The organism is Klebsiella sp. 141198 (genome assembly GCF_050600785.1).
In the GTDB taxonomy this organism is placed as follows: domain Bacteria; phylum Pseudomonadota; class Gammaproteobacteria; order Enterobacterales; family Enterobacteriaceae; genus Klebsiella; species Klebsiella aerogenes.
This window is the reverse complement of the sequence record NZ_JAQIRM010000003.1, coordinates 608517-632536: the sequence shown is the minus strand read 5'-3', so window position 1 is coordinate 632536 and position 24020 is coordinate 608517. Positions and strand designations below refer to the sequence as shown.

25 protein-coding genes and 1 CRISPR repeat array (1 of these 26 only partly in view) are annotated in these 24020 nt (G+C 55.6%); of the genes, 4 read left to right on the top strand and 21 right to left on the bottom strand.

Annotated elements, in window-relative coordinates; genetic code table 11:
- The 7 genes from PGR10_RS12905 to PGR10_RS12875 all read right to left on the bottom strand — a co-directional run bounded on the left by PGR10_RS12905 (position 1) and on the right by PGR10_RS12875 (position 7131).
- Positions 1–552, bottom strand: a complete 552-nt coding sequence (locus tag PGR10_RS12905) for a fimbrial protein (protein WP_087858568.1) — start codon at positions 550–552, stop codon at positions 1–3.
- Complete coding sequence (locus tag PGR10_RS12900; RefSeq protein ID WP_430923577.1) at positions 552–3143, bottom strand: fimbria/pilus outer membrane usher protein; 2592 nt, start codon at positions 3141–3143, stop codon at positions 552–554. Before PGR10_RS12900 ends, PGR10_RS12905 begins: the two co-directional genes overlap by 1 nt.
- A 38-nt stretch (positions 3144–3181) precedes the next feature.
- Positions 3182–3868, bottom strand: a complete 687-nt coding sequence (locus tag PGR10_RS12895) for a fimbria/pilus periplasmic chaperone (RefSeq protein WP_430923576.1) — start codon at positions 3866–3868, stop codon at positions 3182–3184.
- Between the two features lie 44 nt (positions 3869–3912).
- Positions 3913–4449, bottom strand: coding sequence for a fimbrial protein (locus PGR10_RS12890; protein WP_015703287.1), 537 nt, complete (start codon positions 4447–4449; stop codon positions 3913–3915).
- A gap of 414 nt (positions 4450–4863) precedes the next feature.
- Positions 4864–5100, bottom strand: coding sequence for a non-oxidative hydroxyarylic acid decarboxylases subunit D (locus PGR10_RS12885; RefSeq protein ID WP_087858570.1), 237 nt, complete (start codon positions 5098–5100; stop codon positions 4864–4866).
- Between the two features lie 10 nt (positions 5101–5110).
- Positions 5111–6538, bottom strand: coding sequence for a non-oxidative hydroxyarylic acid decarboxylases subunit C (locus tag PGR10_RS12880; protein WP_045361374.1), 1428 nt, complete (start codon positions 6536–6538; stop codon positions 5111–5113).
- A 2-nt stretch (positions 6539–6540) separates the two neighbouring features.
- Positions 6541–7131 (bottom strand): non-oxidative hydroxyarylic acid decarboxylases subunit B, encoded by a 591-nt coding sequence (locus tag PGR10_RS12875; protein ID WP_087858571.1) that lies wholly within the window; start codon positions 7129–7131, stop codon positions 6541–6543.
- A 173-nt stretch (positions 7132–7304) separates the two neighbouring features.
- On the opposite strand from PGR10_RS12875, the gene PGR10_RS12870 reads away from it, so the two are divergent.
- Positions 7305–7724 carry a MarR family winged helix-turn-helix transcriptional regulator gene (locus PGR10_RS12870; RefSeq protein WP_087858572.1) on the top strand — a complete coding sequence of 140 codons (420 nt, stop codon included), beginning with the start codon at positions 7305–7307 and terminating at the stop codon, positions 7722–7724.
- On the opposite strand, the gene PGR10_RS12865 is transcribed toward PGR10_RS12870, so the two are convergent.
- Positions 7721–8608 (bottom strand): LysR family transcriptional regulator, encoded by an 888-nt coding sequence (locus PGR10_RS12865; RefSeq protein WP_308958024.1) that lies wholly within the window; start codon positions 8606–8608, stop codon positions 7721–7723. The genes PGR10_RS12870 and PGR10_RS12865 overlap by 4 nt on opposite strands.
- Before the next feature lie 122 nt (positions 8609–8730).
- Here PGR10_RS12865 and PGR10_RS12860 point away from each other — a divergent pair, with 122 nt between their 5' ends.
- The gene (locus tag PGR10_RS12860) at positions 8731–9108 is read left to right on the top strand and encodes a DUF4440 domain-containing protein (protein ID WP_015703291.1); all 378 of its coding nucleotides are present in this window, start codon (positions 8731–8733) and stop codon (positions 9106–9108) included.
- A 52-nt stretch (positions 9109–9160) separates the two neighbouring features.
- Here the strand turns inward: PGR10_RS12860 and rpoS are convergent, their stop codons facing one another.
- From rpoS to cysG, 13 genes are all read right to left on the bottom strand, one after another.
- Complete coding sequence (rpoS, locus tag PGR10_RS12855; RefSeq protein ID WP_015703292.1) at positions 9161–10153, bottom strand: RNA polymerase sigma factor RpoS; 993 nt, start codon at positions 10151–10153, stop codon at positions 9161–9163.
- 157 nt (positions 10154–10310) lie between these two features.
- Entirely contained in the window at positions 10311–11453 is a 1143-nt protein-coding gene (gene nlpD, locus PGR10_RS12850; protein WP_045361378.1) for a murein hydrolase activator NlpD, read from the bottom strand.
- A gap of 124 nt (positions 11454–11577) precedes the next feature.
- A complete protein-coding gene (locus tag PGR10_RS12845) occupies positions 11578–12204 on the bottom strand; it encodes a protein-L-isoaspartate(D-aspartate) O-methyltransferase (RefSeq protein WP_087858575.1) in 627 nt (208 codons plus the stop codon).
- Positions 12198–12959 (bottom strand): 5'/3'-nucleotidase SurE, encoded by a 762-nt coding sequence (gene surE, locus PGR10_RS12840; protein WP_015369987.1) that lies wholly within the window; start codon positions 12957–12959, stop codon positions 12198–12200. The genes PGR10_RS12845 and surE overlap by 7 nt, the downstream gene beginning before the upstream one ends.
- On the bottom strand, positions 12940–13989 hold the full coding sequence (gene truD / locus PGR10_RS12835; RefSeq protein ID WP_113372928.1) for a tRNA pseudouridine(13) synthase TruD: 1050 nt from the start codon (positions 13987–13989) through the stop codon (positions 12940–12942). The genes surE and truD overlap by 20 nt, the downstream gene beginning before the upstream one ends.
- Entirely contained in the window at positions 13986–14465 is a 480-nt protein-coding gene (gene ispF, locus PGR10_RS12830; RefSeq protein ID WP_015369985.1) for a 2-C-methyl-D-erythritol 2,4-cyclodiphosphate synthase, read from the bottom strand. The genes truD and ispF overlap by 4 nt, the downstream gene beginning before the upstream one ends.
- Positions 14465–15175, bottom strand: coding sequence for a 2-C-methyl-D-erythritol 4-phosphate cytidylyltransferase (ispD, locus tag PGR10_RS12825; protein WP_047039060.1), 711 nt, complete (start codon positions 15173–15175; stop codon positions 14465–14467). The genes ispF and ispD overlap by 1 nt, the downstream gene beginning before the upstream one ends.
- 19 nt (positions 15176–15194) lie before the next feature.
- Positions 15195–15506 (bottom strand): cell division protein FtsB, encoded by a 312-nt coding sequence (ftsB, locus tag PGR10_RS12820; protein ID WP_015369983.1) that lies wholly within the window; start codon positions 15504–15506, stop codon positions 15195–15197.
- A 138-nt stretch (positions 15507–15644) separates the two neighbouring features.
- The gene (locus PGR10_RS12815; protein ID WP_047044281.1) at positions 15645–15971 is read right to left on the bottom strand and encodes a DUF3561 family protein; all 327 of its coding nucleotides are present in this window, start codon (positions 15969–15971) and stop codon (positions 15645–15647) included.
- Between the two features lie 50 nt (positions 15972–16021).
- A complete protein-coding gene (cysC, locus tag PGR10_RS12810; protein ID WP_087858577.1) occupies positions 16022–16627 on the bottom strand; it encodes an adenylyl-sulfate kinase in 606 nt (201 codons plus the stop codon).
- Positions 16627–18054, bottom strand: coding sequence for a sulfate adenylyltransferase subunit CysN (cysN, locus tag PGR10_RS12805; protein ID WP_113372929.1), 1428 nt, complete (start codon positions 18052–18054; stop codon positions 16627–16629). The genes cysC and cysN overlap by 1 nt, the downstream gene beginning before the upstream one ends.
- A 9-nt stretch (positions 18055–18063) precedes the next feature.
- Positions 18064–18972: a sulfate adenylyltransferase subunit CysD gene (gene cysD, locus PGR10_RS12800; RefSeq protein WP_015369979.1), complete on the bottom strand. Its 909-nt coding sequence runs from the start codon at positions 18970–18972 to the stop codon at positions 18064–18066.
- 9 nt (positions 18973–18981) lie between these two features.
- A complete protein-coding gene (gene cysG / locus PGR10_RS12795) occupies positions 18982–20388 on the bottom strand; it encodes a siroheme synthase CysG (RefSeq protein ID WP_213793693.1) in 1407 nt (468 codons plus the stop codon).
- A gap of 246 nt (positions 20389–20634) precedes the next feature.
- Between cysG and PGR10_RS12790 the strand changes: the two genes are divergently transcribed.
- On the top strand, positions 20635–21690 hold the full coding sequence (locus PGR10_RS12790; RefSeq protein WP_113372931.1) for an aminopeptidase: 1056 nt from the start codon (positions 20635–20637) through the stop codon (positions 21688–21690).
- Between the two features lie 133 nt (positions 21691–21823).
- Positions 21824–23866: a hypothetical protein gene (locus tag PGR10_RS12785; RefSeq protein ID WP_430923575.1), complete on the top strand. Its 2043-nt coding sequence runs from the start codon at positions 21824–21826 to the stop codon at positions 23864–23866.
- 56 nt (positions 23867–23922) lie between these two features.
- A CRISPR array of direct repeats spans positions 23923–24020; the repeat unit is 29 nt; unit sequence CGGTTTATCCCCGCTGGCGCGGGGAACAC (it continues 846 nt past the right edge of the window).

Here is a 24020-nt window from a genome sequence, read left to right as displayed (position 1 = left end):
CTAGTTATAAACAACGTTCAGGGTGACGACGCTCTGGAACTCCCCGGTACCGGGGTTGTGGCCTGGGGTTGCCATTCTTGCGACAAAAATTATCTCACCGGCATGACTGTCTGACTCGAGAGTGACGTCATGACTCTGCCCGTTAGACATTTGCCAGTGATCCGCATCGGTTAATAATTCCAGTGCAACATCGGTTGCCCCGCCCCCCTCTGCCGTAATCCCGTTGGCAAAATAGAATGGCTGGGTTCCATCTACGGCACCGGTAAACGCTACCGTCGCTTTAGTCAGCGAGGGAGAACAGTTAGTGAAAGAGACGGTGAACGGGACATTGTCCGTGCTATCGCCCTCATTAATAAAATCCGTTGGCAGATAGGTTCCCAGTTCAACGGTCGCGGGATAGCTAACATTACAGCTGCCTGCCACAATATTCCCCGTGACGCTGAAGTTAATGACATCCTGTGTGTTGTACGCCAGCGCAGACGGCAGCCCGGCAACGAAGAGCAGGCCCGTCGCCGCCATGCGTCGGACGGTAGCAAAATGAAAGCGTGACATCAGTGAGCCCCCGGGACGGGATGACATATCCCGTTGATAAACAGAATATCGGCCTGCGACTTCGCGCCCGCCAGTGAGTAGTCAACGGCACACTGTTTGTTCGCCCCGTCGCCCCACTTGACCATCAGTTGCCCTTTATCGGCGAGACCAACCAGGTACACTTCGCCACTGTCGCCGACGATGCTGCTGCGGGTGTCGTCCGAATCATCACTGGTTTGCGTGACTACCGCGCCGAACGGCACCGGCTTACCGTTGAAGATCAACGTCATCATCGCCTTCCGGCCAATCCAGGTGTTGTACTTCACGCGGACCACCGCGCCTTTGGTCGGCACCACGGTTTTGGCGACGTTATCAATGGCCGCAGTGGCATCGCTGGCCTCCACGGTATTGAGCGAAATCTGGTTACTGTGGTACGGACGCACGTACGGCACAATCGCATTACCAAAGTAGTCGGTATGGACGTTAGTCTGGCCATTGATCGGCACCCCGGAGACGCCCGGCGTTTCCACCAGCGCTACGCTGTCATTCAACTGACGGGCCAGGGTAATACCGCCGCTGTGAACCACCATTCCGCCGCGCAGGCTATAGTTCAGACGACGGCTGTAGTCGTCGTAGCTGTAACCGGCGGACACATCGGCATACGAGCTCTGGTAGCCGACGGTAACGTTGCCGTTGGTCGCTTCTGCATCGGCGTTATAGCCTTCCGATACCTGCCAGTTGAGCTGGTTTTGCTGCATTGCGGTGCCGGAAATACCGATGTTATGCGTGGTATCGCCGTGTTTGCTGCTGTTCATCGAGTAGTTAGCCGAAATCGACTGCGCCGCTTCACTATTGCTGCAGGCGCTGAACGGTACGCTAAAGTTAAGCGAGAAGACGTTATCGTCATCGTATTCATCAGAATCGTTGCCATAACCGCCATCAACGTTTTTCGTGTGCGCATAGTTCAGCGAGTACGATACCGGCCCCAGCGTGCTGCTGAAGCCGAGGTTCAGCGAGTCGGCGTGCTGGCTGTTCCAGTAGGAGGCGTCATACATGGTCAGGGATAACGTACCGAAAGGCAGCGTCTGCGAGATAGTCACGTCGAAACGGTTACGTTCGCGACCGTTATCGATGGCGCTGTTGCCCGGGTCCCAATCATTGAGGAAATCCTGGAACGACAGATAACCGCGGGTTGAGAATTTGTAGCCAGCCACCGCAATATCGGTGTTGGTCTGCTGCAGCGTCTTGCTGTAGCGCACGCGGTACGACTGGCCGCTATGGTGTTCCATCTGCCGTATATTGTCCGGCTGCGGGACATCCGCCCACGACTGTGAAATATCAAAAGAGAGCGCCCCGGCGCTGCCGAGGTTAAAACCGGTACCGGCAATCAGGTTGGAGTATTTGTCTTCCGCCTGAATATAGCCGCCATACAGCGTCACGCCTTTACCGACGCCCCAGGCCGCCGATCCCTGGACAAAGTTAAAGTCTTCCGCCCGCGAATCCGAGCCGTCCTGGCGGGTTTTACCCGCCACCAGGCCATACTGCACCTGTCCTTCGCGCTGTAGCACCGGCAATGTGGCGTAAGGGACGATGAAGCTACTTTGCGAACCATCAGACTCCTTGATCACCACTTTCAGGTCGCCGGAGCTACCGGTCGGGTACATATCGCTGAATTCGAATGGCCCCGGCGGCACCGTAGCCTTATAGATGCTGTGTCCGTTCTGGTACACCGTGACCTCGGCGTTGCTGCGGGCGATACCGCGGATCACCGGCGCGAAGCCCTGCATGCTGTCCGGCTTCATATCATTATCGGAATACATCTGTACCCCGGTAAAACCCACGCTATCGAACACGCCGCCACGGGTGGTGCCCTGCCCGAGAACCAGTTGGCTTTTCAGAGATTTAATATCGCGGGAAGCGTAGGTGTACACCGAATCCCACTCACTTTCGGATTCAGAGTGGCTGTAGGTGGAATAGTTACGCAAACGCCACGCCCCCAGGTTCAGCCCCGGCTGTAGGCTGACGAACTGGTTGCTACTGTCCACGCCATTACGGTGGTGCAAATCCTGCTGACCAGAGACGCTGTAGTTAAGCAAACCGGCGGCAATACCTTCATCCCATCGCTCTGGCGAAACGTAGCCACGGGCGGTGTTGAGCAGGGCAACCTGCGGGATAGTGAGATCAAAGCGCTGATTCGCCAGATCCATTTTCTGTTCCAGACCCGGAATAGCCTGCAGGCTGGCGCACTCGCTGGCTTTGTCCTGTTCGCTAAAGTAGTTATCGACCCGCACATTCCAGGCTTTCAGCTCAGACACGCTCAGGCACGCTCCAACAACCTGCCCGGCGGTGGTGTTTTTGTCGTCCGACAGCTTGCGAAAGGAAATGGTTTTAGTATCCACCAGGCTACCGTTGATATAAATATCGACGTTATAGTCACCAGGCGGTACCTCATCTTTGGCAAACAGACTGAGATCCATCATTGGCCTCTCTGTACTATCCGTTTCCAAAAGACGAGGGTTAAAATGTTCCTGAGCATTGGTGCTGAAAGAACTGAAGGCAATACTGAGCCCCAGCCCTAAAGAAAGGACATAGGTATGCTTAACTTTTTCCATTATTACCCTGTATCCGTACGGGATACGTACCATGCCGATTAATATGAAGAGACTTTGTCCTGACCTTTCACGCCGTAATCATTAATCAGCGACCAGGTCACTTTGCCGTGGGAGGGGATCTTCCCTTCGGAAATATTCAGCGTGGAGAACGGTGCGACAAAATATTGGCCGCTGAGCGCATGATTATTAATTTCTATGCGGGAGAAGTTCATATAAAACGGCGTCGGGTTATTGACCTGCACACCGCCGACGGCCGGCTTCCATACCACTTTATTTGCACTGCTTTCCGGCGACTGGCCTTTGAGCGCAACCGGGCGATAGATCAGCTTAATTTTCGAATTGATGGCAATCTGCATGGTATTTTTGCCAGCAGAACTATCATCCGTAGCGGGAATACCTTTTACGTTTAGCCACAATAATGATTCGCGATCTTCCGCAACCGGCATCCCTGAACGAACAATACGGATCGACGCTTTTTTCCCGGCTTCGAGGCGAAACAGCGGCGGCGTAATAATCATAGTTTCTTTTTTCAGCGCGCTACCTTCGGCGGGACTGACCCAGGATTGCACAAGATTGGTAACTTTGTCCGAGTTTTCCACGGATAACGAGGCGGCCTGATGGGAGCCGTCAAAAATCACCCGCGTTCCGCCGGTAACGATACTGGCAGACGCATTCAGGCTGGCAACGGCGGCCACACAAAAAACAAAAGCTGCGATGGGTTTCATTATGCACTCACAAAAATATAAGGAGGGTTTCCCCTCCTTCAGGATTAGTTATAACGGACGTTATAGGTCACGACGGACTGAACCGTACCAGCAACAGCCTGATCAACAGCAATCATCGATGCGGTGTAGGTCTCGGTAGCAGAGCCAGAGTCCAGGGTAATAGGATCGTTGTCTGCATTGTTCTTCACGATGGTGCCATTAGAACCGCCTTGCTTCAGTTGAACGGCAACGTTTTGTGCAGCAGTGACACCAACCCCACTGGCAGTATTCGCGAAGTACGAGTCATCACCAGCCACCGGGTCAACCGGCGCAGAGAAGACAATATTGACATTGGACGCAGTCGGGCACTGGTCCAGATTAAAAACGAACTGTTTCGGCGCGCCGAGGTCACCTTTTGCTACCAAATCAGTTGCTGCCACGCTGCCCAGTTCAACGGTTGCATCCGGAGTACCGCCATCAACAGTGATATTGCAACCCGTCTCCAGCACTTCACCGTTAAAGGTAATGGTGTTAGATGCCATCGCTGCCGCGCTCATGCCAAAAGTCAGAACCAGAGCTGCGCCGATTTTAGTAAGTTTCATTCTTTAATATCCCAATAAAAATAATAAACATCGCAATTATTAACGCTGTCATCATGACAATCGAAAAGCATTATCACCAAACGCCCATTAAATAATGCACGTTCAGTGATAATGCTTATTAACTCGCTTCGAAAAAAATGGGCGTTAATATGTATTTCTAAATACTCGTTCGAGTCCATATTTAGACTACAAGATATTTACAGATTGATTCAAACTGGATGTATTTAATTAAAAACTTACGGAGGGTTGACTGTTTGAAAAAACGACCAGGGAGAAGAAAAAATGAGTAATGATAGCTGACAAGATGTGAATTATAACCATTAATGATTACGTCATTAGTTATAATCTAATTAAAAATACTTGTCACGCCCTTTAATTCTACATAAAAAGGCCCGGAATATCCGGGCCAGTCATTTAACGCTTATCTTCCGCCAACAGCGGTGGAATATGCGGCACCTGCGGCGCCTCATCAATATCTTTCTGCGTCATGCGAAACGCTTGCGGATAATGTTCACGGCTGGTACGACGCAGCGGTTCGGTATTACGCCAGGTATAGAGGCAGTGCTGGCACTGATAAACGATCCATACCCCTTTTACCGGCGACGTCGCCATCACTTCAATCTGTTCATCAGCGCAACGTGGACAAATCATCTTCTTCTCCTTATTTACGGTTGGCCAACATGGCGGTCAGTTTTTCAGCCCAGGCTTTGGTTTCCGGTAAATCCTGCACCGGCTGGCTGTAGTGACCGCGAAGGTCCGGCGCAACCGGGGTGGTGGCGTCGATAATCAGTTTGTCGGTGATCCCCGCCGGGCTGGAACCAGGGTCGAGCTCCAGTACCGACATGTTCGGCAACTGCACCAGGTCGCCCGCCGGGTTGACCTTCGAGGAGAGTGCCCACATCACCTGCGGCAGGTTGAACGGGTCGACATCTTCATCAACCATAATGACCATTTTCACGTAACCGAGGCCATGCGGGGTAGTCATCGCCCGTAATCCCACCGCGCGGGCAAAACCGCCGTAGCGTTTTTTGGTGGAGATAATCGCCAGCAGGCCATGGGTGTACATGGCGTTGACCGCCTGCACTTCCGGGAACTCGGCTTTCAGCTGCTGGTACAGCGGCACGCAGGTCGCCGGGCCCATCAGATAGTCGATTTCGGTCCACGGCATTCCGAGATACAACGATTCAAAAATCGGTTTTGTGCGATAAGAGACTTTATCGATACGCACCACCGTCATATTGCGGCCGCCTGAGTAGTGGCCGGTGAACTCGCCGAACGGCCCTTCAATTTCACGCTTGCGCCCTTCAATCACCCCTTCAAGGATCACTTCCGAGCCCCAGGGTACGTCAAAGCCGGTCAGCGGCGCGGTGGCGATGGGATACGGGCTTTCGCGCAGCGCGCCCGCCATCTCATATTCTGACTGGTCATATTTCAGCGGCGTGGCGCCCATCAGGGTAATAATCGGGTCGTTACCCAGAGTGATGGCAATGGGCAGATCCTCACCGCGCTCTTCCGCTTTATGCAGATGCAGCGCGATATCGTGCATCGGTACCGGCTGCAGGCCCAGCTTGCGCTTGCCTTTCACTTCCATCCGATAAATGCCGACGTTCTGTTTACCGAAGTTGTCCGGGTCAAGCGGATCGCGAGAAACCACGCAGGCTTTGTCGAGATAGAAACCACCGTCGCCATCGTTCAGGCGGAACAACGGCAGAATATCGAACAGGTTGATATCGTCGCCATCAACGGTGTTTTCCGCCCACGCTGGATTGGCGCGACGCTCCGGCGTTACCGGGAATTTATCCCAGCGGCGAATAAATTCATCAATCTGTTTTTTCACCGGCGTGTTTGGCGGCAGCCCCAGCGAAATCGCGTGGTTTTGCCAGGAACCGATGGTGTTCATGGCGACACGGGCATCGGTAAAGCCGCGAATGTTATCGAACCACAGCGCTGGCGCGCCGTCGCCGATGCGCCCTGTGGCGTTAGCGGCAGCGGCGAGATCCGGCTCGGCATTCACCTCTTCGCTAATTTTTAGCAGTTGCCCCTGCTCATCCAGCGCCTGCAAAAAGCTGCGTAAATCATCAAAAGCCATGACTAATTCTCCTGTGATAAATTCTCGACCGCGCGTAAGCCGTTCCAGCGGCGCGCTTTGCGGTATTCGAGACCGAACTGATCCAACACCCGGGTCACGATATGGTTGGTAATATCCTCCACCGTTTCCGGGTGGTTGTAGTAGGCAGGCATCGGCGGCACCATCGCCACGCCCATGCGCGACAGCGCCAGCATGTTCTCCAGATGAATGGTGCTCAGCGGCATTTCACGCGGCACCAGAACCAGCTTGCGCCCCTCTTTCAGCACGACGTCGGCCGCACGGCCGACTAACCCTTCCGCATAGCCTGCGCGGATACCTGCCAGCGTTTTCATGCTGCACGGGATAACAATCATGCCGTCGGTACGAAACGATCCTGATGAGATGGTCGCGGCCTGATCCGCCGGGCTATGGCAGAAGTCCGCCAGCGCGGCGACTTCACGAGCGCTATAGGGCGTTTCCAGCTCAATAGTGGTTTTTGCCCATTTCGACATCACCAGGTGCGTTTCCACATCCGGCATTTCGTTCAGCGCTTGCAATAGCGCGACGCCCAACGGCGCGCCGGTCGCCCCGGTCATCCCAATAATCAGTTTCATTCACTACCTCACACATTGTTCGTATGCGAACATTTGTATTAAAACTACGCTCATTTTTACGGGATCTCAATATCGTTCGTATACGATCCGCATCAATAATCAAAAAAATGAGATGTGAAAAGAAGCCGTAAATGCGGCTATCATAAAGGTGATATTTTTGTGACGGAGTGTTCATGGAGTTACGTAACGAGGCGTTCCACCTTCTGCGCCAGCTTTTTCAACAGCACACCGCGCGCTGGCAACATGAATTACCGGAACTGACCAAGCCGCAATACGCGGTGATGCGCTCGGTAGCCGAACATCCTGGTATCGAGCAGGTGACGCTTATCGAAGCGGCCGTCAGCACGAAAGCGACGCTGGCGGAGATGCTAAGCCGGATGGAAAAACGCGGGCTGGTGCGCCGCGAACACGATCCGACAGATAAACGTCGCCGCTTTGTCTATCTGACGAATGAAGGACAGGCGCTGCTCGCAAATTCCATGCCGCAGGGCAACCGTGTCGATGAAGAGTTTTTGAGCCGCCTTAACGAAGAGGAGCGCGCGCAGTTTTCCCGGCTGGTGCTGAAAATGATGGAAAGTAAAACCGCGGATTAAGCGGTTCGCTCGCGCAGAAAATCGATAAATGCCCGGACCTTGGTTGGCACATGCTGCGCGTCCGGGTAGACGGCGTATACCCCCTGAGAGGGAAAAATATACTCCGGCAATACCCGCACTAGCTCCTGCCGCGCGATGGCTTCAGCCACCAGCCACTCCGGGAGCAGCGCCACCCCGCTTCCCGCCAGCGCAAAGCCCATTAACGCTTGTGCGCTATCGGCTGAGATCCGCGGTGGTTGCGTAATTTCAAAAGCGATCGATTGCCCTTCGACGGTCAGGAGCTGCCAGCGTAGCGGGGTCGCTAAGCGCTCGTTAACAATCCACTCCGCCTGCGCCAGGTCGGCAAGCGTGCGCAGCGGATGTTTATCCAGCAAAACCGGCGAGGCCACGGGCACGATGGCGAAACGCGAAATCCGAGCCGCGTGATAGCGTGAATCGGCCAGGGTACCGAGGCGGATCGCGACATCAAACCGTTCAGAGATCAAATCCGCGTGATACGACGATGAGACGTGGCGCACCCGCAGCGCCGGATGTCGACGAGCGAATTCCGCCAGCGCCGGGATGATCACCTGCGCGCCATATTCCGGGGTGGTGGTGATCCGCAGTTCACCACTTAACCCGGTGTGGCTGGCGCGCACCTCGTCCTGTAAATTCTCCGCGGCTTTCAGCAGCCCAACGCCGCGCTGGTAAAACACCGCCCCGGCTTCGGTGAGCGTTAACCGGCGCGTCGAACGCAGAAGCAACGTCACCCCCAGCTCACTCTCAAGCTGGCGAACGTTAAAACTGACCACCGCTTTGGTCTGGCCAAGCGCCGTCGCCGCGGCGGTAAAGCTCCCGGCATCAACAACGGCGACAAACATGGTAACGCGCTGCAGGTTTAGCATTTGAATAGGGCTTATTGTCAAAAATTTTTAGACAGTATATCCCTGAAAAGCGCGTTTATCCGCCCCTGAGGCGCGGTTTACAGTAATCGCCTGCATTGCCTGCAGCTTAACCTGGAGTAAACATGAACCCATGGATTCAAGAAGTTATCGACGCCCACGTAATCATTGAACAATGGTTGGGCCGGAAAGAAGGTAGCGCGCAAGCGCTAATGAGCCGCTTTGCGCAAGAATTTACAATGGTCCCTATCAGCGGCGCAAAGATGGATTACCCAACGGTAAGCGGCTTTTTCCATAGCGCTGGCGGCAGTCGCCCGGGATTAAGTATCGTGGTTGATAATGCGCAGGTGTTGAGCGAATGGCATGACGGCGGCGCGGTGCTGTACCGCGAAAGCCAGACCCTGCCGGAACAAGGCGAAGTCGTGCGCTGGTCGACGGCGATATTTCAACGCATTGAGGGAAAAATCCTCTGGCGTCACCTGCAGGAAACCCGTATCGGTTAATACAAAGGAAAAGGCCCAATCGCTGGATTGGGCCTTTTTGAGAGAAAACGATTTATTCGCGGAATAGCGCTTCGATGTTTAGCCCCTGTCCCTGCAGGATCTCCCGCAGGCGGCGCAGGCCTTCCACCTGAATCTGACGCACGCGTTCGCGGGTCAGGCCGATTTCACGACCCACATCTTCAAGCGTTGCGGCTTCATATCCCAGCAGCCCGAAACGACGAGCCAGTACTTCGCGCTGTTTGGCGTTCAGTTCGAACAGCCATTTGACGATGCTTTGTTTCATATCATCGTCCTGCGTGGTGTCTTCCGGGCCGTTGTCTTTTTCATCGGCCAGAATATCCAGCAGCGCTTTTTCTGAATCACCGCCCAGCGGGGTATCCACTGAGGTAATGCGCTCGTTCAGACGCAGCATACGGCTAACGTCATCAACCGGTTTATCCAGCTGTTCGGCTATCTCTTCGGCGCTTGGCTCGTGGTCCAGCTTATGCGACAACTCGCGCGCGGTACGCAGATAAACGTTCAGCTCTTTCACAATATGGATAGGCAAACGAATGGTACGGGTTTGGTTCATAATCGCCCGTTCAATCGTTTGACGGATCCACCAGGTGGCGTAGGTTGAAAAACGGAACCCACGCTCCGGGTCAAACTTCTCAACTGCGCGGATCAGGCCGAGGTTACCTTCTTCAATCAGATCCAGCAGCGCCAGACCACGATTGCTGTAACGACGAGCAATCTTCACCACCAGACGCAGGTTACTTTCAATCATGCGACGGCGTGAAGCAACATCTCCACGTAGTGCGCGACGGGCGAAATAGACTTCCTCTTCGGCCGTCAGCAGCGGGGAATAACCAATCTCACCAAGATACAGCTGTGTCGCATCGAGAACGCGTTGGGTGGCGCCTTGCGACAGCAGCTCTTCCTCAGCCAGATCGCTATCACTGGGTTCCTCTTCTACTAAGGCTTTCTCGTCGAAAACCTCCATTCCGTTCTCATCAAATTCCGCGTCTTCATTTAAATCATGAACTTTCAGCGTATTCTGACTCATAAAGGTGGCTCCTACCCGTGATCCCTGAGCAAAGCACCTTCCGCGACCCATCACTAAACGACGCCGGAGTTATCCTCTTTATACCTCCACTGAAGGAGGCATATCGCGACCGCCCTGGCGCCTTTCATGGTGTTACGCTTATCCGTACTTTGCCAAATTATCGCTGCGGTAAGTACTGCAGCGGGTTGACGGATTTCCCCTTGTAACGAATTTCAAAATGTAATCTTGTTGAGCTGGTTCCGGTGCTACCCATGGTAGCGATTTTCTGCCCCGCTTTGACTTCCTGTTGCTCCCGAACCAGCATGGTATCGTTATGAGCGTAGGCACTCAGGTAATCATCGTTGTGTTTGATGATAATAAGATTACCGTAACCGCGCAGTGCGTTACCGGCATAGACGACGCGCCCATCGGCGGTCGCGACAATAGCCTGTCCTTTACTGCCTGCAATGTCGATACCTTTATTGCCGCCTTCCGCGCCGCTAAAGTTCTCGATAACCTTGCCATCAGTCGGCCAGCGCCATGATGAGATCGGCGAACTGGTAGACGTACTGCTTGCAGTCGGTTGGGTTGTGCTAACGGTTGATGGCGCCGTAACCGGAGCGACCGTTGTTGTGGTCGTTGCTGGTTTATTATTCGGCAACATCTTAGTAGCACTCTGTTCACCTGAAGATTCAGAATACGTAATAGTCGGTTGTGACGCAACCACTGCGGTGGATTTTTGTGCAGAAGTTGTGGTGGCCGTCGCACCGCCGCTTGCCTGCGCGCTAGCCTGAGATACCGGGTTTTCGCCGGTGATCGGCTGGCCTGCGGAGTTGCCGACCTGCAGCACCTGGCCCACGTTCAGCGCGTACGGCGCCGGGACGTTGTTGCGTTCCGCAAGGTCGCGGAAATCGTTGCCGGTGACCCACGCGATATAGAACAGGGTATCGCCGCGCTTAACGGTATAGGTACTGCCGCCGGTATAGCTACCTTTCGGAATATCGCCATATTTACGGTTGTAAACAATCTTACCGTTCACCGTCTGCACCGGTTGTTGAGCCATCGGCTGAACCTGAGTCGGCTGGGTCTGAATTGGCTGGGTCTGCATCGGTTGAATCGGCTGAGCCGGAGGAACTTGCTGCGCGCCGGAGGATGGCGGTGTAATCAGCATCCCGGAATTGGTGCTGGAGGACGCAGCGCCGCTTGCCGAATTCACCGGCGCAGGCGGATTATTGGTATTTGTACACCCGGCCAGCCAGAGTGAAACCAGTGACAACGCCGCAATACGGCTTACGGTAAATTTTGGGCTTCCCGCGCTCATTTATCCCCCAGGAATATGTTAACTGCCAATATCTTGCTTACCGGGCAGCGCCCGGCCAGGACACTGAAAAATGTGTCCACCCTACGCCTAAACTTAGGCAAAAAAAACCTGGAATAATCCGGGTTCAGGCCAGTTCCCCTCTGACGAGCGGAACAAAGCGAACGGCTTCGACGGTATCGATGAAAAATTCGCCGCCGCGGCGACGGATCCGCTTCAGGTACTGATGTTCTTCACCGACCGGCAAAACCAGCACGCCGCCTTCATCAAGCTGCGCCATCAGCGCGGCCGGAATTTCCGGCGGCGCGGCGGTGACGATAATCGCGTCAAAAGGCGCGCGAGCCTGCCAACCCTGCCATCCATCGCCATGACGGGTTGAAACATTATGTAAATCAAGTTGTTTAAGACGCCGACGCGCCTGCCACTGCAGGCTCTTAATCCGCTCAACCGAGCAGACGTGGTGCACGAGGTGCGCCAGGATCGCCGTCTGATAGCCGGAGCCGGTGCCGATTTCCAGCACCTTTGAGTCCGGCGTCAGTTCCAGAAGCTCCGTCATCCTCGCCACCATATAGGGCTGCGAGATAGTTTGCCCCTGGCCAATCGGCAGCGCGGTGTTTTCCCACGCCTTATGTTCAAAGGCTTCATCAACGAATTTCTCGCGCGGAACCTGCGCGATTGCCTCGAGGACTCGCTCATCGACGATGCCCTGAGTACGTAGCTGATTCAACAAACTTTCAACACGTTTACTTACCATTGCGTATCAACCCCGACGCGTTCTAACCAATCGGTTACCACCTCATGTGCCTGATGAGCGGTTAAATCGACATGCAATGGCGTGACGGAAACATAGCCTTCATCCACCGCCGCAAAATCGGTTCCCGGCCCGGCATCGCGCTTATCGCCCGGCGGGCCGATCCAGTACAGCGTATTGCCGCGCGGATCTTTTTGCGGAATGACCTGGTCGGCCGGATGCCGGTTGCCGCAGCGGGTCACGCGAATGCCTTTGATTTGCTCGAGGGGAAGATCCGGCACGTTGATGTTGAGGATCCGCCCGGTACGCAGCGGCTCGCGGCTTAACGCGCGCAAAATCGTGCACGTCACTGCCGCCGCGGTATCGTAATGTTGATAGCCGTTCAGCGAAACGGCGAGGGCGGGAAAACCAAGATGGCGGCCTTCCATCGCCGCCGCGACGGTACCGGAATAGATAACGTCATCGCCAAGATTGGGGCCCGCGTTGATTCCTGAGACCACGATATCCGGGCGCGGACGCATCAGCGCGTTAACGCCGAGATACACGCAGTCGGTCGGCGTGCCCATCTGGACGGCGATATCGCCATTTTCAAAGGTGAACGTACGTAGAGAAGATTCCAGCGTGAGCGAGTTTGAGGCGCCGCTGCGATTACGATCGGGTGCAACAACCTGGACCTCGGCAAATTCGCGTAAGGCCTTCGCCAGGGTTTGGATCCCCGGCGCGTGGATACCGTCATCGTTACTCAGCAATATTCGCATAGTCACCCGTTGTATTGATAAGTTCCCTTACCACGCTGGTGGCAAAACTTCCCGCTGGCAGCCAGAAGCGCAGTTCAACAGTGACATCATCCCACCAGTTCCAGCACAATTGCTGCGGATACAGCAGCATCGCCCGGCGCGCGGCTTCGACTTTTTCGCGCGCCAGCAGCGCCTGTAGCGACGTTTCTTCGGCTATCGCGGCTTGCTCGGCGGCCAGCGCGTCGCGTTGGCTGCCCCAGTCGCCGCAGCCCGGCAGCGCAGCGGTAATCATCAGCTCGCGGTTATCGACCCGCGCCTGCAATTCCGCCAACTCTTCGGTGGTTGCCACAAACCAGCTTCCGCGCCCCGCTAATTGTAGCGCATCGCCATCAACAACCTGATTAAATTCCGTTTTTTTTAATCTAATTGCAACTTGCTGATTAAACAACGCGCTGCGTGCCGCCGACAACCAAAAACTGCGTTTATTGCGATCGCGCACCGGCTCGCCGCTCTCGGCCCAGCGCAATGCGCCCTGCAGGTTACTGCCGCCGATACCGAAGCGCTGCGCGCCGAAATAGTTCGGCACGCCGGCGGCGGCTATCGCCTGCAAGCGCTTTTCGACATCGTCGCGATCGCTGATTTCCCGCAGGATCAGCGTGAACTGGTTGCCCTTCAGCGCGCCTAAACGCAGCTTACGCTTATGGCGGGCATACTCCAGCACCTGGCAGCCTTCGAGCTGAAATTTGCTCAGATCCGGCATCTCTTTGCCCGGCACGCGGGCGCACAGCCACTGTTCGGTGACAGCGTGCTTATCTTTTTGCCCGGCAAAGCTCACTTCGCGCGCATGGATTTTAAGGAATTTCGCCAGCGCGTCGGCAACGAAACGGGTGTTGCAGCCATTTTTCAGAATCCGCACCAGCACATGTTCGCCTTCGCCATCAGGGGCGAAACCGAGGTCTTCGACCACCAGAAAGTCTTCCGGATTAGCCTTCAGCCGCCCCTGGCCCAGCGGCCTGCCGTGCAGGTATGTTAAGTCATCAAAGGCGATCATTGCGCAGCCTTACGCAGCAGCGCCACCGCTTCACAGGCGATGCCTTCGCCACGGCCGGTGAAGCCAAGCTTCTCGGTGGTGGTCGCTTTCACATTGACGTCGTCCATATGGCAGCCGAGATCTTCGGCGATAAACACGCGCATCTGCGGGATATGCGGCAGCATTTTTGGCGCCTGGGCGATGATGGTGACGTCAACGTTGCCAAGGATATATCCCTTCGCCTGAATCCGCCGCCACGCTTCACGCAGCAGCTCGCGGCTATCCGCGCCTTTAAAGGCCGGATCGGTATCCGGGAACAGTTTACCGATGTCGCCGAGCGCCGCGGCGCCCAGCAGCGCGTCGGTCAGCGCATGTAGCGCGACGTCGCCATCGGAATGGGCGAGCAGCCCTTTCTCATAAGGAATACGTACCCCGCCAATAATAATTGGCCCTTCACCGCCAAAAGCGTGTACGTCAAAACCATGTCCAATTCGCATTAAGCCTTCTCCTGGTGTCGGGAACGGGTAAGGTAAAATTCGGCCAGCGCCAGATCTTCCGGGCGTGTTACTTTAATATTATCAGCTCGTCCGGCGACCAATTCGGGATGGAAGCCGCAGTACTCCAGCGCCGACGCTTCATCGGTGATGGTCGCGCCTTCATCCAGCGCGCGCGTCAGGCAGTCAAATAGCAGTTCACGCGGGAAAAATTGCGGCGTCAGCGCATGCCATAAATCATTGCGTTCAACGGTATGGGCGATCGCGGTTTTGCCCGGTTCGGCACGCTTCATGGTATCGCGCACCGGCGCCGCCAGTATGCCGCCGACGCGGCTGGTTGCGCTCAGCGCCAGCAGTCGCGAGAGATCGTCCTGATGCAGGCACGGCCGCGCGGCATCATGAACCAGCACCCATTGCGCATCCGCTAACGCTTTCAGCCCCGCCAGTACCGAATCGGCACGCTCGGCGCCGCCGTCAACGACGGTGACCTGCGGATGGTGGGCTAAGGGAAGTTGACTAAAGCGGATATCGCCGGGGCTAACGGCGATGACCACTCGCTGAACGCGCTCGTTCGCCAGCAGCGCGGCGACCGAATGTTCGAGAATCGTTTTGTTACCGATTGAGAGATATTGTTTCGGGCACTCCGTTTGCATACGGCGGCCAAAACCGGCTGCCGGCACCACGGCGCAAACGCCCGGAAAAGTGGCTGCCATATTGTCATCCTGGGCTTGTTTATCGATTATTCTGCGCAGAACCCTGATTGCGTTTTGATGCATCCGGCACCAGACGATAGAACGTTTCGCCCGGGCGGGTCATGCTGAGTTCATTGCGCGCGCGTTCCTCGATCGCCTCCTGACCGCCGTTGAGATCGTCAATTTCGGCGAAAAGCTGATCGTTGCGCGCTTTTAATTTGGCGTTAGTGGCCTGCTGAGCGGAGACATCGTCATTAACCCGGCTATAGTCGTGCAAACCATTTTTGCCAAACCACAGCGAGTACTGTAGCCAGACCAGCAAAGCTAATAATAGCAGCGTTAATTTACCCATCCTGCCCCCTGAAAAACGGCATCATCATCCCATAACTCGCCGGAGTACTCTACCCTGGCGCGCGGACGATGCCGCGTAACGCGGGGACTGTACCACATTTTTGCGATGGATACCCAGGCTTGATTCATCCCAAAAAGGCTATCCCAACAGCCAGAGGAACAGCAGACCAAACATTAGCCCGACGGTTAAAATCGTCGCGCAAACGCTGTAGATCAGTTTGCCGTCCAGTAATGAATGTAGCGCAATACCGACCACCACGGCGACCGGCATAATGGCAAGGAAGAAAGGCCAGGTATAGAGGAAGAAAAAGAGCGTATTACCGCCATACATGAGGAAGGGAATACCCAGCGCCAGCAGCCATGAAATAAAGCCCACGGCGGCGCCCGACAAAGACCAGGTGGTCTCGTCGCCGGCCGCCGGAGGCGGTTCTGAACGAATAATACTGAGGTTCTGGGTATTGCGCATATCGAATCCTGTTGACCGGGCGACCGGCACCCCTCGATGCCGTTGCCTTTTCAGGATCTGATAATATCGCTCTGTCGAAGCAGGTCTAATAGTTGGTGCACCAAATTTGTTACCAATTGTTCACCATTCAGATGAATTTCAGCGTTCTCCGGGGATTCATAGACCGAATCAATACCGGTAAAATTACGCAGCTCCCCTGCCCGCGCCTTCTTGTACAGTCCTTTCGGATCCCGCGTCTCACAAGTGGCCAGAGGAGTATCGACAAACACTTCGATAAAGCGTCCTTCCCCCAAACGCTCGCGCACCATCTGCCGTTCCGCTCGATGCGGAGATATAAACGCCGTCAATACAACCAGCCCGGCATCGACCATCAGCTTAGCCACTTCACCGACGCGGCGAATGTTCTCTTTGCGATCGTCGTCACTGAATCCCAGATCGCTGCACAGCCCGTGGCGCACATTATCGCCGTCAAGCAAATAGGTGCTCACGCCAAGCTCGTGCAGCGCCTCTTCCAGCGCCCCGGCGACGGTGGATTTACCCGACCCCGAGAGGCCGGTAAACCACAGCACCACGCCGCGATGGCCATGATGCTGTTCGCGCTGCTCGCGGGTGACAGGATGCGCATGCCAGACGACGTTTTCGTCATGCCGGGCCATTACTTACCTCCCAGCAGATCGCGCGCGTCCCAGTGCGGGAAGTGTTTACGAATCAATTGATTCAGCTCCAGCTCAAAGGCGCTGTACTGTGACGTCGGAGCCTGCGCCTGCAGGTGCGGTTCGTTGACCATTCCCGCGCCCACCGTCACGTTGCTCAGGCGATCGATAAAGATAAGCCCGCCGGTTACCGGATTGTCCTGATACGGATCGAGCACCAGCGGCTCGTCAAAGGTCAGCTCCACCAGCCCGATGCCGTTCAGCGGCAGGGTTTCGACTTCACGCTGGGTCAGATTATTGATGTCCACCTGATAGCGGATAGCGTCAACGCGGGCGCGGGTTTTCTTGCCAGCCACTTTAATGTCATAGCTCTGGCCCGGCGACAGTGCCTGTTCCGCCATCCACACGACGTCGATGCTGGCGCTTTGTACCGCAGGTAACGAGGCTTCAGCGTCAACCAGCAAATCGCCGCGGCTGATGTCGATTTCATCTTTCAGGACGATAGTGATCGCTTCCCCCGCTCCGGCCTGCGGCAGGTCGCCGTCAAAGGTGACAATACGCGCCACGTTCGACTCCACGCCCGACGGCAATACTTTCAGGCGCTGGCCAACGGTGACCGTACCGGAAGCGACGGTGCCAGAGAAGCCGCGGAAATCCAGGTTCGGACGGTTCACGTACTGCACCGGGAAGCGCAGCGGCTGGCTTTCAACCTCGCGCTGAATGTCAACGGTTTCCAGCACTTCCAGCAGCGTCGGGCCGCTGTACCACGGCATTTTATCGCTCTGGGTGGCGACGTTATCCCCTTCCAGCGCCGACAGCGGCACAAAACGGATATCAAGCTTGCCCGGCAGCTGTTCGGCGAAAGTCAGGTAATCTTCACGAATTTCATTGAAGCGCGCTTCGCTGAACTCGACGAGATCCATTTTGTTCACCGCGACCACCAGGTGCTTAATCCCCAAGAGCGTGGAGATAAAACTATGGCGGCGAGTCTGGTCGAGCACGCCTTTGCGGGCGTCAATCAGCAGGATCGCCAGATCGCAGGTGGACGCGCCGGTCGCCATATTACGGGTGTACTGCTCATGGCCCGGCGTGTCGGCAATGATAAATTTGCGTTTCTCAGTCGAGAAGTAGCGATAGGCGACATCAATGGTGATGCCCTGCTCGCGCTCGGCCTGCAGGCCATCCACCAGCAGCGCCAGATCCAGTTTCTCGCCCTGAGTACCGTGACGCTTGCTGTCATTGTGCAGGGAAGAGAGCTGATCTTCATAAATCTGGCGCGTATCGTGCAGCAGGCGGCCAATCAAGGTACTTTTGCCGTCATCGACGCTGCCGCAGGTCAGAAAACGCAGCAGGCTTTTGTGCTGTTGCGCGTGCAGGTAAGCTTCTACGCCGCCTTCATTAGCAATTTGTTGTGCAATCGTAGTGTTCATGGCGGCTCCTTAGAAATACCCCTGACGTTTTTTCAGCTCCATGGAGCCTGCCTGGTCGCGGTCAATGACGCGCCCCTGACGTTCGCTGGTGGTGGATACCAGCATCTCTTCAATAATTTCCGGCAGCGTTTGCGCGTTGGACTCTACCGCGCCGGTCAGCGGCCAGCAGCCGAGGGTACGGAAGCGCACCATCTGCTTTTTGATCATCTCGCCCGGCTGCAGATCGATACGGTCGTCATCGATCATCATCAGCATGCCGTCGCGCTCCAGTACTGGCCGCTCTGCCGCCAGATACAGCGGAACGATTTCAATATTTTCCAGGTAGATGTACTGCCAGATATCCAGTTCGGTCCAGTTAGAGAGCGGGAAGACGCGAATGCTTTCGCCTTTGTTAATCTGGCCGTTGTAGTTGTGCCACAGCTCCGGACGCTGATTTTTCGGGTCCCAGCGGTGGAAGCGGTCGCGGAAGGAATAGATACGCTCTTTAGCGCGGGACTTCTCTTCGTCGCGGCGCGCGCCGCCAAACGCGGCATCAAAGCCGTATTTGTTCAGCGCCTGCTTCAGGCCTTCGGTTTTCATGATATCGGTATGCTTGGCGCTGCCGTGAACGAACGGGTTGATGCCCATCGCCACCCCTTCCGGGTTTTTATGCACCAACAACTCACAGCCGTAGGCTTTGGCGGTACGGTCACGGAACTCGTACATCTCACGGAATTTCCAGCCGGTATCGACGTGCAGCAGCGGGAACGGCAGGGTTCCCGGATAAAACGCTTTGCGCGCCAGATGCAGCATTACGCTGGAATCTTTACCGATGGAGTACATCATCACCGGGTTAGAGAATTCGGCGGCCACCTCACGAATGATATGGATGCTTTCCGCCTCCAGTTGCCGCAGGTGAGTGAGTCGTTTTTGGTCCATAACCGTTCCTTAAGCCAGATTTACCACCGAAGAGTTAAACCCCTCGCTAGATGTTGTGTGTTGAAACCAGGCGAGCTGCTGATGCAGCTGTACCACTTCGCCCACCACCAGTAGCGCGGGCATTGGGGCATCTTTCGCCAGATGTTCGAGCTGTTGTAACGTGCCGGTCAGCGTCTGCTGATCCTCGCGGGTGCCGCGGGAAATCACCGCCACCGGGGTATTCGCGTCGCGGCCATGGGCGATCAGCTGAGCGCTGATGTCCGCCGCTTTCATGGTGCCCATATAAATCGCCAGCGTTTGTTGGCTCTTCGCCAGCAGCGCCCAGTCAAACGGCGCGCTGTCTGATTTATAGTGACCGGTGACAAAGACAGCGCTTTGCGCGTAATCGCGATGGGTCAGCGGGATGCCGGCATAGGCCGTCGCACCCGCCGCGGCGGTAACGCCTGGCACCACCTGGAACGGGATCCCGGCGGCAGCGGCGGCCTGCAGCTCTTCAGCGCCGCGCCCGAAGATAAACGGGTCGCCGCCCTTAAGGCGCACCACCGTTTTCCCCGCTTTGGCGGCCTCCACCAGCATCTGATTCGTTTCGTGCTGCGGCACAGAGTGCTCGCCCGCGCGCTTGCCAACGCAGATCATTTCGGCATCGCGGCGCACCAGTTCGCGCACGCTCTCGGTCACCAGGTGGTCATAAAACACCACGTCCGCCTGCTGAATCGCCTGCAGGCCGCGTAGCGTCAGCAGCCCGGCATCCCCCGGACCGGCGCCCACCAGAATAATTTCACCCACGCTGCGTTCCGGCCTGTCGAGTTCATCCTGTAGCGCACGTTCCGCCGCCGCATGGTTACCGGCCACCATCAGGCTGGCAAAACGCCCGGTGAAAACGCGCTCCCAGAAGCGACGACGCGCTTCGGTGGTGGTCAGACGGGTTTTCAGATGATGGCGCCAGTAGCTCGCCGTTTCGGCCAGCCGTCCAAGATTCGTGGGTAGTAGCGCTTCGATTTTTTCACGCAGAATGCGCGACAGCACCGGCGCCTTGCCGCTGGAGGAGATAGCCACCAGCAGCGGCGATCTGTCGACAATAGAAGGAAAGACGAATGAGCACAGTTGCTGGTCATCCACCACGTTCACCAGGCGGTAGCGCGCGTTAGCCGCGGCAAACACCCGCTGGTTGAGTTCACGATCGTCGGTTGCGGCAATCACCAGAAATACGTCGTCCACCTGCTGTTCATCAAAGGCGGTTGCCCGCCAGCTGATTTGCTGACGTTCAACCTGTTCAGCGAGCTCTGGCGACAGGACGGCGGCGACCACTTGTACCTTCGCCTGCGCCCGCAGCAAGAATTTAATCTTGCGGACGGCAATTTCACCGCCGCCGATAACCAGCACGGGTCTCTCTTTCAACTCGGCAAACAGGGGCAAGTAATCCACGGCGCAACAACTCTCTTACATTCAGCAATAGAAGGACTATAGGGGGCGGCTTTAAGCAAATGAAATTACGAAATGGAATGAGTTGTGACGCAAAAGAATAACGAGCTGGAAATCTAAATATCAAAAAGTGCTTAACGCGCGAGTTTTCCGCTATTTAAGAGCAAATGAAATTGTTTAAGCGGCGTCACAGTTTCATACTAACGCGGTCGAAATGTTTCGCTCGTGTAAGGACCCATTATGTTTTCCGCGATGTGCCGTCGTCTGCTTCCGCTGACGCTTGGCGCAGGTTTTGTCTTCTCCGCCGCCCCGGCATTCAGCGCTCTGGGCGACACCGCAAATACTCAGGCCCGCCATATTGCCACCGTCTTCCCCGGAAGAATGACCGGTACGCCGGCCGAGATGCTTTCAGCCGATTATCTTCGCCAGCAGTTTGCCCAGATGGGTTATCAAAGCGACGTGCGTAACTTTAATACCCGCTACATCTATACCGACAGCAACCAACGTAAGAACTGGCACAACGCCACCGGCAGCACGGTTATCGCCGCGCATGAAGGCCAGTCTCGCCAGCAAATCATTATTATGGCGCATCTCGATACCTATGCCCCGCAGAGCGATAAAGACGTTGAGAACAACCTTGGTGGCCTGACGCTGCAGGGTATTGACGATAACGCAATGGGGCTCGGCGTGCTGCTGGAGCTGGCGGAACATTTAAAGAACGTCCCCACCCGTTACGGCATTCGCTTTATCGCCACCAGCGGCGAGGAAGAAGGTCGCCTGGGCGCGCAAAATTTGCTGAAACGCATGAGCGAGGCGGAAAAGAAAAACACGCTGCTGGTGATTAATCTCGACAACCTGGTGGTCGGCGATAAGCTCTATTTCAACAGCGGGCGCAGTACGCCGGCGTCGGTACGCAAGTTGACCCGCGATCGCGCGCTGGCTATCGCCCGGAGTCACGGCATCGCCGCGTTCACCAATCCCGGGCTGAATCCGGAGTTCCCGAAAGGTACCGGCTGCTGTAACGACGCCAGCGTTTTTGACAGCGCCGGGATCCCAGTGCTCTCCGTGGAAGCGACCAACTGGTCGCTCGGTAAGAAAGATGGCTATCAGCAGCGCAGTAAAACCCGCAGCTTCCCGCAGGGTACCAGCTGGCATGACGTACAACTGGATAACCAACAATATATCGACAAAGCGCTGCCGGGAAGGATCGAGCACCGCGGGCGAGATGTCGTAAAAGTGATGCTGCCGCTGGTGAAAGAGCTGGCGAAGGCAGGCGCGCCTCATTCAGGAAAGTAGTCTCTCTTTTTTCGGATTGCGAGAATAGCGTCGCCCATTAACAATATTGTCTCTACTTAAGACGTTATGTCGTTTTAGCCAACATTAAGCGACGGCCTGGCAGGATGCCAGGCTTCTTAGCAAGGAATGCAACATGCCTTTACGCAAATTGTCTCTGGCTGTATTTCTGATCGCCGCGCTTGGTGCAGCCAGCGGCCACGCCTGCGAATCTCCATTGACGGAATGCCCGGACTATTTTTTTCTGACTAACCGCGAGGCCCGCCTGCTCGAATTGCCGCAGGGCAACTTTGCCTTTGCCAGCAGCCACCTGTTACCGCCCGACCCGCTCCTGCCGCAATGGCGCGACACCGCCAAAGATAAGCTCGCCACTTCCGCTCAGGGCGCCCAGCTGAAAGCGATCCTCGAGAGCGGCTCAGTAGAGGCCGCCGAGAAGATGACCGCGAACCTTCCCGCCGCCCAGCGCCTGTATGCGCTCGGCGCCGTTGCGTATGACGGCGATCGTGAACTAGCGCGTGAATATTTCCGCCAGCTGCTTGCGCTGCCAGCGGAGCGGCAAGGCGAATGGGGATTGAAAGCGCTTTTTGCGCTGGGGCAGGATTTAATCCAGGAGAATCCGCTAGCCAGCTTAAGCGATCTGGAAGCCTTGCCCGACACTAGAGATATTGAGGTTAGCCGTCCTGAATCAGCAGAGGCCTTTGCTCTCTTTCAGCAAATTATCGATGCTGTACGTAACGGCCAGGACGATCCGCAGTTACTTTCCCTGGCTAGTCTAGGGCAACAGGCCCGTATCGCGAGCGAAAGCGAAACGGACGCCTTTATCGATGAAGCCCATTTTTATGCCCGGCTGGCAGCGCAGGGATCGCTCTCCAGCAGCGTACGGCTATATCAAGTTGCCGAAAATATAAGCCATCCGGAAAATGAAGTTTTTCTGCAAAAGCATATTGCTGACCCGCTTATCCGGCAGTTGCTTATTGCCCATTTGAACGCCACTCCCGTTGATGCTTCAGCCAATGACGGCATCTTTCAGATTGGCGCTTACTACCCTAAAGTGGTGGCAGCGCTGTTAAAAGCGACCAATGATGATTTGCCTTCGGATGTTCATCTTATCGCCCTGGCCTACCGTTACGGGCAATATTCTACGGTTACGCAGCTATTACAACATGCGGAAGAGAATATGCTGACATCATGGCTGCGGGCTAAAATGGCATTGCGTGAAGGTGATGTAAAAAAAGCGACAGTCTGGTACGAAAAAGCGGCCAGCTCACTTCCCGTGGAAGGAGAGAATTGGGTAAACCCATTCTTCAATATGGCAATCGAGGAGTACTCATATGAGATTCCGAGTGAGCGAATTAGCGCCGAGCGAGCATTACTGGCGTTAAAAAATAATAACTACCCTCAAGCGATGGAGCTGTTGTATCGCCCAACATACTACTGGCGAGGCCCGTTCTGGATTGGCGAGCGGCTACTCACCATGGAAGAGTTAACGGCATTTGTAGACAAATATTTTCCGCCATCAGACTCGCCACAAACGCAAAATCCACAGCGCGATAAGGAAGATACATACGGTATCGAATTTCGCACCCTCCTCGCCCATCGCCTGATGCGCGATGGCCAGTATCAAAAAGCCTTACCCTATTTTGATAATCAGCAGGACCGCCAGCTTGCACAGTCATTTGTTGATACGCTTCCCGAAAGCGGCTCTAAAATCGACCAAGCCGAGGGCTGGTGGCAGGCTGCGGTCATTTTGCGCGAGCATGGCGACAACCTGATGAGCTATTTTTTGGAGCCTGACCAAAAGTATTTAAGTGACGCAAATACGTACCTGTCCTGCGCAGACGCCATAAACAATATCTCTGGAGTAAATTCATGGGTTGGTAGCGAGGAGCAATATCGCATACAGCAATCAGGAACCAAACCGTTTAACCATGTGGAGCATTATCGCTGGAGGGCGGCAAAATTTGCTGAAAAAGCAGCCAGTTTGCTTCCGCGTAAATCTCAGGCCTATGCCGCCATACTTTGCAATGCCAGCAGCTGGGTCTCGAGCGACCAACAATCGGTTAAGCGGCTGTACCAGCTTTACGTGAAAAACGGGGCGCCATTCCCCTGGGCTGAGAAATTTGGCCGACAATGCCCATCTCCGGATTTTTCTGAGCGAAAGGTTAGTGGGAAAAGCTAAAGAGTCGAGAATGAAATAGGAATGAGAAGTGGCGATCGTAACCTAAAACAAAACTACGGTTTATCCCCGCTGGCGCGGGGAACACAGACCGTTGGTAGCCTGGGCCAAATTGTTAGTCGGTTTATCCCCGCTGGCGCGGGGAACACCTATCCGC